We start from the raw sequence: 7,698 nt of genomic DNA, 5'->3' as shown, positions 1-7,698 counted from the left end.
ACGTCCTGTTCGCCATGCTCCGCGACAAGATTCCCTACCAGCCCCGCCCAGCCACGCCGATCGCCGCTTGACGAAACCCATAGGGACACCCCCCCGGAGCCATTGAGATTTGGCCAGGCCCTCGGACGGCGGCAGAAGAGCAAAGGGATCCCTCGGCACAGTCAGATCCCAAGACGTTCGATCAGCATCTCGATGTTGGGCGCAACCTCGATCCAGTCCGCCGCTGTGCTGAGGTAGATCACCGACGGCGCGGCAGCCGAAGGTCTGTAGTCCAACGCAAACGGCTGGTCAGGTCCGAGATCACCGATCAGGAGAGACCGGTCGGGATCCACGTCGCCGGGTGGGCTCTGCCGGTCCGGTTGACCGAGGTAGAACCCGCGATAGTCCTCAGGGATGTCATCGAGCCAGCGCCTGTTGGCCGTCATCCGGTTCAAGGGAAGGAACTGCGGGGCTACGGCGTCATCACCGAAGACTTCCCGGTACGTCGGCGACGAGCGGTCTGGAGCTACCCACCGACCCTGCTGCAGCACCCGGAGGAGCGCAGACGGGACCGGCAAGCTGTCGATGATCATGTAACTATCGTCGGTGCTCCGAGCGGTCCCCCACAAGACTTCGACGCACACCACCAGCGGCAAATCCGCGCATGCGCGGATCTACGCTTACAGCCATGGACGGTCGCTTCTATCGTCGTCGCTGGGACGAATCGCGCGGCGACGAGTTCGACGCTTGGGGACACTCAGTCTGGTACTTCGAGGTGAATGACGACGGTTGGCCGGTCCGGCAGGTCGAGGTGTACGACCACGGCCCGGTCCTCCGGCACGGGCCCGGACATGAGACAGACCGGCACGGCGGCCTCGGGCAGGCGAGCCTGGATGATCCTGAAGAAGACTGGAGCCCGTTCGTCGTCACACGCGACGCGTTCGAGCGCGTCTGGGACTCCGCTTACACGTAGCCCGAGCCTCAGGACCCGCGCCTCGCGGTATGAGCGGATGTTCGGACAGACAGTGCTGCCGGTCAGCGGGCCAGGACAAGCAGGGCCGTGATCATCGTTTGAGGTTCGATGGTGGTTGGTCGGTCGCTCACCTGCCCGTCGCCGAGTTCAATCACCCGCCATTCGCCGTCCACACGCAGGGCGAGGTCGACAGTGACGAAGGGCAGGCCGAGCCCGGCGATCATCGGTGCGATCGGGGCCAGGTCGATCCCGGCCGGCGCGGGATCGTGCGGGCTGTCGGGATGCGGTCCGATCAGGACGCACACACCGTCGACCCACCACGTGCGTACTTCGGCGGAGGTGAATCGCTCGAAGCGCCGCAGTACGAAACCGCCCACGAAGTCGTCGTCGCGCAGTTCCAGAAACCGCCTGGCCACGTGCCACGCAGCCGCGCCGTCATCCAGGTCGGGGATGAACGTCGCCTCATTCCAGTAGTGCTTCATCGACTTGCTGTAGTCACGCAGCACCGCCGGTCCCGCGCCCAGTTCGACCCGCGCGCGGTCGAAGTTGGCCCGGTCCGAGCTCGTGGTCCACACCGACGGTGGAGTGGCCGCAGCCAGAGCGGCATACCAACCGGGCAGCTCGTGTGCCCGCCGGTAGTGCTCAGCAGTGCTCCTCAACACCACACCGCGTTCGGCGAGCAACTCGGCGAACGCGGCGTACCGCTCGCTGCGCAGCATCCAGCCGCGGTATACAGCCGTACCACTGCCCGAGACCGAGGCGACCGCCCGTCGCGCGTCTCCGCCCCGAGCCAACGCATCGTGGTCGACCACCGCAACATCGATCCCAGCAGCACGGGCGGCCTGTGCCTCCGCCGCGAAGTGCTCGTCTGGGTGGCGCGGCCGAAGAGGGTTCGCGGGGACGAGAAGGATCACGCTCATATCCTGCCCCACGCGGCCGATCGACCTCGACCTGTTGCCCCGGCCGCCACCCGAAACGCGGCATGACAGTGAGCCGGGTTTCGACGTGTCGATCAACCAGCGTGGCCCACCGCGGTAGCCTGTCCGGATGAGCCGCGACTTCGCATTGATCCTGCGTGGTCTCGTGGCAAACCGTCGTCTCACTCCACAAGCGATGAGCCGTGCCTCTGGCCGAGCTGAATCGACCATCCGGCAACTCCTCAGTGGTGCCATCCCGCCAAGCGTGGAAGTTCTCCACGACATTGCGCCCGGGATGCAACTGCCGGTAGCCGACCTCCTGGTGATCGCGGGGCTGTCGGTCGACGATGTCTCCCCGAGGGAAGGACCTTACGATGCGAGCCAGGAGATCGGCAGCCTGGTAGCTGTCGCCAGCTGGCTTTCACGGGATCAGGTCCAGCAGTTGACCACGCGTGCGAGGGAACTCGGATCGAACGATCTTGATCAGGACAGTGCTCGACAGCGGTAACGCCGAGGGTGACCGAACGCGCGCCCGCTCAGCGGCAGATCCGGACGCACCACTACGGGTGTTCTCGATCAATCTCCTCTCTACTCCCACGTTGCCGCTGGGCCCGCTCGGCGATCTCATCGGAGAACCTGCCCATCATCGATCTGGCCCGGCCGAAAGCCTGCATACTGAAACGACCAGCGACACCGAAGCCCTCCGCGCCAGTTTCCAGCACCTTGTCCTTCACCTCAGCTCCGGTGTCGAGAACCTTGGCGCCCACCTCGGACCCGGTTTCGACTACCTTGTCGCGCACTTCCACGGCCGCGTCCAGCCATCGCCGGGCATCCCATGACCGGCGGTCGCGTTCGACGCCGAGCCGGCCGTTGAAATCGACGACGATGGTCGCGACGTGATTGGTCGACCGCACCACAGCGCGCGACGAGCTCGGATTGAACAGCACCTTCGCGTTGGCAGTGCCGGCGGCCGTGTCCATCCGGGCCATCAGGCGCTCGGTGGCGTGGGAGATGAGCTCGAGACGCTTCTGCCGGGCGATGCGGATGGCGACGCGGTGCTCCTCCAACTCTTGGGCGGACGCTTCCAGCACACGATCGAGTTCGAGCACGGCGACCGCGTCCTGGAGTTGGAAGCAGCGGGCCAGGACCGCGAGCCACTCCTGCACCTTGATTTCGGCTTCCTTCGACGTCGCGGCCAAGTCACCGACGTTGGTCGTCTCCAACTTCTCGGCGATGGCGTCGAGCTGCCGCAACGCGTACGCCTGGGTCCGGGCCAGCGGCACCGGGGTGGCCTGCACCTTCGACCAGGTGACCTCAGAAACCCTGCCCACCTGCTCCCGGATCGTCAGAGCCTCGTCGATGACGAGCTCCACCCCGATCATGTCAGCCACCACCGCGTCGGTCTGAGCGCGGAGCACGGCATCGACCTTCGCGTCAATCACGGCGAGATAGTCGGTGATCTCGTCCATGCTCTGTTTCATCGCGAGTTGCGCCATGAGACCAGCGGCACCGGTCAGGATCGCCGGGTTGGTCAGCATCGCGCTCGGGGTTCGCACGATCTCGAGCAGGCCGGTGATCCTGCCGTGGTCCGTCAGCACGGCACGGCTGAGACCATTCTCCGAGCCGCTCATCAGGTTGTACTTCTTCATCGCCTGGGCGGACTCCGCCGACAGCTGGACCCAGCGACCGGACTGCTCGGAGATCTCGGCCCCGGCTTTGGCGATCTTGGACCCGGTACCGAGGGCGCTGCTGAGCCGTTTCAGCCCCAGGTCTTTCGACGGCAGCCGCTCTTGGGTGAGGAAACGATCGACAGCCGCCGGATGCCCGATGATCGCCAACCCATCGCCGTCACTGATCAGCTGGATCTCGTTCTCCAACGTCTTGCTCCTTGGAAGTGGGGCATGCATCGGCCCCACGCTATGTCGGCTTCATCAGCCTCACCATGGCCCGCTCGTCTCGATGATCTCGGAATCGGAGGATGTTGTGCGGCGTGGGTCGGCGGACGTAGTCCGCAGGCGAAGGCAGGGCTGGTAACGACGGACCGCAGGCCATGCGCGAGTATTGGCGTGCAGGCGCAACGACGATCCGTAAACAACGGGGACATCACAAGCGCCGGCATCCACTGACCGGGCCTGAGCCAGCTTGGCGACCACCGGGGAGGCCCGTCACGGCGTTACGTAGTGCCGGCAAGGCGACCACAGCGCAAGCCGGGATGTATTCAACGGCGCCACCGGCCAACCGGCGGAAATTGCTGACCGTCGGCCCGGCACCCTACCGCCGTACGCGCGCCGGTCGACTGGCCACCGGCCACCGGCGCCCGTCCGCGACCGTGCGGACGGCCGGAAAGGCGTTTCTCCGACTGGCGTTCGCTCCGTAGGATCTCCGGCGATCAAGGGGGATGAAACGGTGGGCGATTTCCAGCAGTTCGTGGCGGATGTGAGTTCGCGTCTGTCCGCCATGTCCAGGGGCGAGTTGTATGTCGTCGGCGACGGCCTCGACCGGGACTCACTCTGGCTCACCTTTCTCGAGTCCTTCCCCGCCGGCACCAATCTGCGGTTCCGTGAGCGATCCGAGTACGACTGCTCGACCTGCCGCGGTTTCATCAAGCACTTCGGCAACGTCGTCGAGATCCACGACGGGCGGGTCCGTACGGTCTGGTCCGGGGTGTCGGCGTCAGACCCGGTCTTCTCCGTCGTCGCCGCCGCTCTGGACGAGTTCGTTCTTTCGCTGCCGTTGTCCACCATCTTCCGGTCCACTCAGGCGCAGTACGGGACGAAGACCACCCGAACGCTGCGCGACGGTCAGGTCGAGGTGTGGCATCACCTGCACGGCCGGGTGGAGAAGCGGCATCGCGTCGAGGACGTCGGCGCGGCACAGGGCGACTTCGCCGCAGCGGTGCAGGTTTTCCAGCGCGGCCTGGCCGAGTTGACCCGGGACGCTCTGGACACCGTCGTCGACCTCATCGACGACAACGCCCTCTACCGGGGCGCGGAGCATCGTCGGGCGGTGGTCGAGTTCCGCTCGCTGCAGAACCGGTGGGCCCAGGCGACCGGCCGACGTGCCTTCGTCTTCGCCAACGCCATGAACCCGGCGGCCCGGTTCCGCAACACGGTGATCGGCACCCTCGTCCAGGATCTCTGCGCGGGCGTTGACCTGGAGCGGGCGGTCCGGTCGTTCGAGGCGAAGGTGGCGCCGCAGAATTACCAGCGCCCCTCGGCGTTGATCACTCCGAGCATGGTCAAGGCCGCCATGAAGACCATTGCCGAGCTGGGCATCGAGGAGTCGTTGCAGCGACGGTTCGCCCGGCTGTCCGACGTGTCGGTCACCAACGTGCTGTGGGTCGACAACGACACCCAGGCACGGATGAAGGACGGCATCGAAGGGCTGCTCATGCAGGCGGCCACCACCCGGTCGTCAGGTGCGCTCCGCGACGCGAAGCCGGAGGAGATTCCCGTGGTCTCCTTCATGAAGGACGTCCTGCCCGGCGCCGCCACCATCGACCTGTGGGTCGCCAACTCCTACGAGCCGCACCTCGTCAGCCTCACCACCGGCCGGCATCCGGCTGCTCCGCGGTTGTTCAAGTGGGACAACGATTTCGGCTGGTCGTACGGCGGCAACGTCACCGACTCGATCAAGGAGAGGGTCAAGCGGGCCGGCGGCAACGTCACCGGCAAGCTGCGGGTGAGCCTGTCCTGGTTCAACCACGACGACCTGGACCTGCACGTGTACGAGCCCAACGGCGACCACATCTGGTATCAGGAGAAGCGCAACAAGCTGGACGTCGACATGAACGTCAGCGCTCCGCTCTCCCGCGAGCCGGTGGAGAACGTCACCTGGACCGGCCATGTCCCCGACGGTGAGTACCGGATCGAGGTCAACCAGTACCGCAAGCGGGACAGCACCCAGGTCGGCTTCGTGATCGAGACCGAGAGCAACGGGAAGATCGAGCATTACCGCCACGAGCGCGCGGTCGGCCACAAGGAAACCGTCGAGGTGGGCCGGATGACGGTCGTCGGCGGGGTGATCACCGCTTTCCAGCCGGGTAGGGACGTGCAGCCGGGCAGTGCGGCCAAGGAGTTGTGGGGCATCACCACCGAACAGTTCGTACCGGTCTCCACCATCATGTACTCGCCGAACTACTTTGACGACAACGAGGTCGGCAACCGGCACTACTTCTTCATCCTCAAGGGGTGCGTGAACGACCAGCCGACGCGGGGGATCTACAACGAGTTCCTCCGCAGCGACCTGCAACCGCACCGCAAGGTGTTCGAGGTGCTCGGCGACCGCACCAAGTGCGAGCCGACCCCGGATCAGCTTTCCGGCCTCGGTTTCAGCTCCACGATCCGCAACTCTGTGGTCGCCAAGGTGACCATGACCAGCGGCCTGCGCCGCCTTGTCAGCATCCAGTTCTGATTCCGTACTCAAGCATTTCAGAGAGGCCACCGTGACCATCTTCGAAAAGGCCACCCGGGAGAAGTTCCGCTATCCGTCGGCCAAGGGCCTACTGACCACGGAGCAGTTGTGGGAGCTTCCGTTGACCGCCAAGTCCGGCTTCAGCCTCGACGATGTGGCCAAGGCGGTCAACGCCGAGCTCAGGGCCGTCGACACCGAATCGTTCGTGGCCACCGAGGCCAATCCGGCCAAGGTAACCCTGGAGACCAAGCTGGAGGTCGTCAAGCACGTCATCGCCGTCCGCCAGGCGGAGGACCAGGCGGCGAAGGCGGCGGCGGCCAAGAAGCTGGAGAAGGAGAAGCTGCTGGCGGTCCTGGGCCGCAAGCAGGACGCGGCCCTGGAAAACCTGACCGAGGCAGAGCTGCTGGCCCGAATCAACAACCTGTAGCCCGGGATGATCCACCGCGGAAACACGCCGCGATCGCCACGCCATGCCGTAAGCCGAGACCATCGTGCCCTCCTCCGAGCGGAAGCTGCCGAAGCAGGCTGAGAGGCGTCCGGCCATCCGGGATGCCGGGTCGGTGGACGCCGCCGGGCGGGGCAGGATGTCGTCCGTGCTGCCGGTGGAGCGCGGCAGCACGGACGCCTTTTCGATCAGTCGTTACGGTTTGGCTGCCGGGGTCCCGGCAGTGGTGGTCAGGTCCTGGGTGATCCAGGCCGCGCCGATACGAGGCAGGTAGGTCTCCTGGACATGACCACCCGTGGCGTTGATGGTGAAGACGCTGGTGTAGCCATCATGTGTCACCGTGACCGGCCGACCCGCCATCAGCGGAGTGCCCGGGTCGGCGGTCAGGTCCTGTGCCACCCACGCCGTGCCGAGACCAGACAGGAAGGTCTCCTGCAGCCGGCCACCGGTCGTGGCGGCGAACACGCTGACGTAACCGTCATGCACGACCGCTGACGTTGCCGGCTTCACCGCGCTGCCCGGCAGCGACTGGGTCACCCATGCGGCGCCCATCCGAGCAAGGTAGGTCTCCTGCAACTGCCCAGCCGCGGTGACGGTGAACACGCTGACATAGCCGTCATGCGTCACCACCGACGGTGCCTGCGCGACCGCCGCCACGCCGAGGTCCTGCGACACCCAGGCAACGCCGATACTCGCCAGGAAGGTCTCCTGGACCCGGCCGCCGGTCGTCACCGCGAACACACTGACATAACCGTCGTGCGTCACCACCGACGTGTACGGCGCCACCACCCCACCCGGCAACGGCTGGGTCACCCACGCCGCGCCCAGACGGGACAGGTACGTCTCCTGGATCTGCCCGGCCGAGGTAACCGTGAACACGCTGACGAAACCGTCGTGGACACTGACCGACGGCGTCTGCCCCACCGCGACCGCACCCAAATCCTGCGTCACCCACGCACCACCGACACGGG

8 protein-coding genes are annotated in these 7,698 nt (G+C 66.0%); 4 read left to right on the top strand and 4 right to left on the bottom strand.

Going from position 1 to position 7,698, the window contains the following annotated elements:
- Nucleotides 1-161: 161 nt before the first annotated feature.
- The gene (locus AB0B02_RS29455) at nucleotides 162-572 is read right to left on the bottom strand and encodes an SMI1/KNR4 family protein (RefSeq protein ID WP_281938944.1); all 411 of its coding nucleotides are present in this window, start codon (nucleotides 570-572) and stop codon (nucleotides 162-164) included.
- A 95-nt stretch (nucleotides 573-667) separates the two neighbouring features.
- On the opposite strand from AB0B02_RS29455, the gene AB0B02_RS29450 reads away from it, so the two are divergent.
- Complete coding sequence (locus AB0B02_RS29450) at nucleotides 668-952, top strand: hypothetical protein (RefSeq protein WP_357305841.1); 285 nt, start codon at nucleotides 668-670, stop codon at nucleotides 950-952.
- A 62-nt stretch (nucleotides 953-1,014) separates the two neighbouring features.
- On the opposite strand, the gene AB0B02_RS29445 is transcribed toward AB0B02_RS29450, so the two are convergent.
- Nucleotides 1,015-1,866: an ATP-grasp domain-containing protein gene (locus tag AB0B02_RS29445; protein WP_357305838.1), complete on the bottom strand. Its 852-nt coding sequence runs from the start codon at nucleotides 1,864-1,866 to the stop codon at nucleotides 1,015-1,017.
- 133 nt (nucleotides 1,867-1,999) lie between these two features.
- Between AB0B02_RS29445 and AB0B02_RS29440 the strand changes: the two genes are divergently transcribed.
- Nucleotides 2,000-2,377, top strand: coding sequence for a helix-turn-helix transcriptional regulator (locus tag AB0B02_RS29440; RefSeq protein ID WP_357305835.1), 378 nt, complete (start codon nucleotides 2,000-2,002; stop codon nucleotides 2,375-2,377).
- Between the two features lie 52 nt (nucleotides 2,378-2,429).
- On the opposite strand, the gene AB0B02_RS29435 is transcribed toward AB0B02_RS29440, so the two are convergent.
- A complete protein-coding gene (locus AB0B02_RS29435; protein WP_357305832.1) occupies nucleotides 2,430-3,746 on the bottom strand; it encodes a hypothetical protein in 1,317 nt (438 codons plus the stop codon).
- Nucleotides 3,747-4,275: 529 nt separating this feature from the next.
- Between AB0B02_RS29435 and AB0B02_RS29430 the strand changes: the two genes are divergently transcribed.
- Both AB0B02_RS29430 and AB0B02_RS29425 read left to right on the top strand, forming a co-directional pair.
- Nucleotides 4,276-6,282, top strand: coding sequence for a hypothetical protein (locus AB0B02_RS29430; RefSeq protein WP_357305829.1), 2,007 nt, complete (start codon nucleotides 4,276-4,278; stop codon nucleotides 6,280-6,282).
- Nucleotides 6,283-6,313: 31 nt separating this feature from the next.
- Entirely contained in the window at nucleotides 6,314-6,709 is a 396-nt protein-coding gene (locus AB0B02_RS29425) for a hypothetical protein (RefSeq protein WP_357305826.1), read from the top strand.
- Between the two features lie 213 nt (nucleotides 6,710-6,922).
- Here the strand turns inward: AB0B02_RS29425 and AB0B02_RS29420 are convergent.
- Nucleotides 6,923-7,698, bottom strand: a 776-nt coding sequence (locus AB0B02_RS29420; protein WP_357305823.1) for a hypothetical protein, incomplete at its 5' end; no start/stop codon positions are given.

The organism is Micromonospora sp. NPDC049240 (assembly GCF_040647835.1).
Taxonomy (GTDB): Bacteria; Actinomycetota; Actinomycetes; order Mycobacteriales; family Micromonosporaceae; genus Micromonospora.
This window is presented reverse-complemented; position numbering and strand designations above follow the sequence as displayed.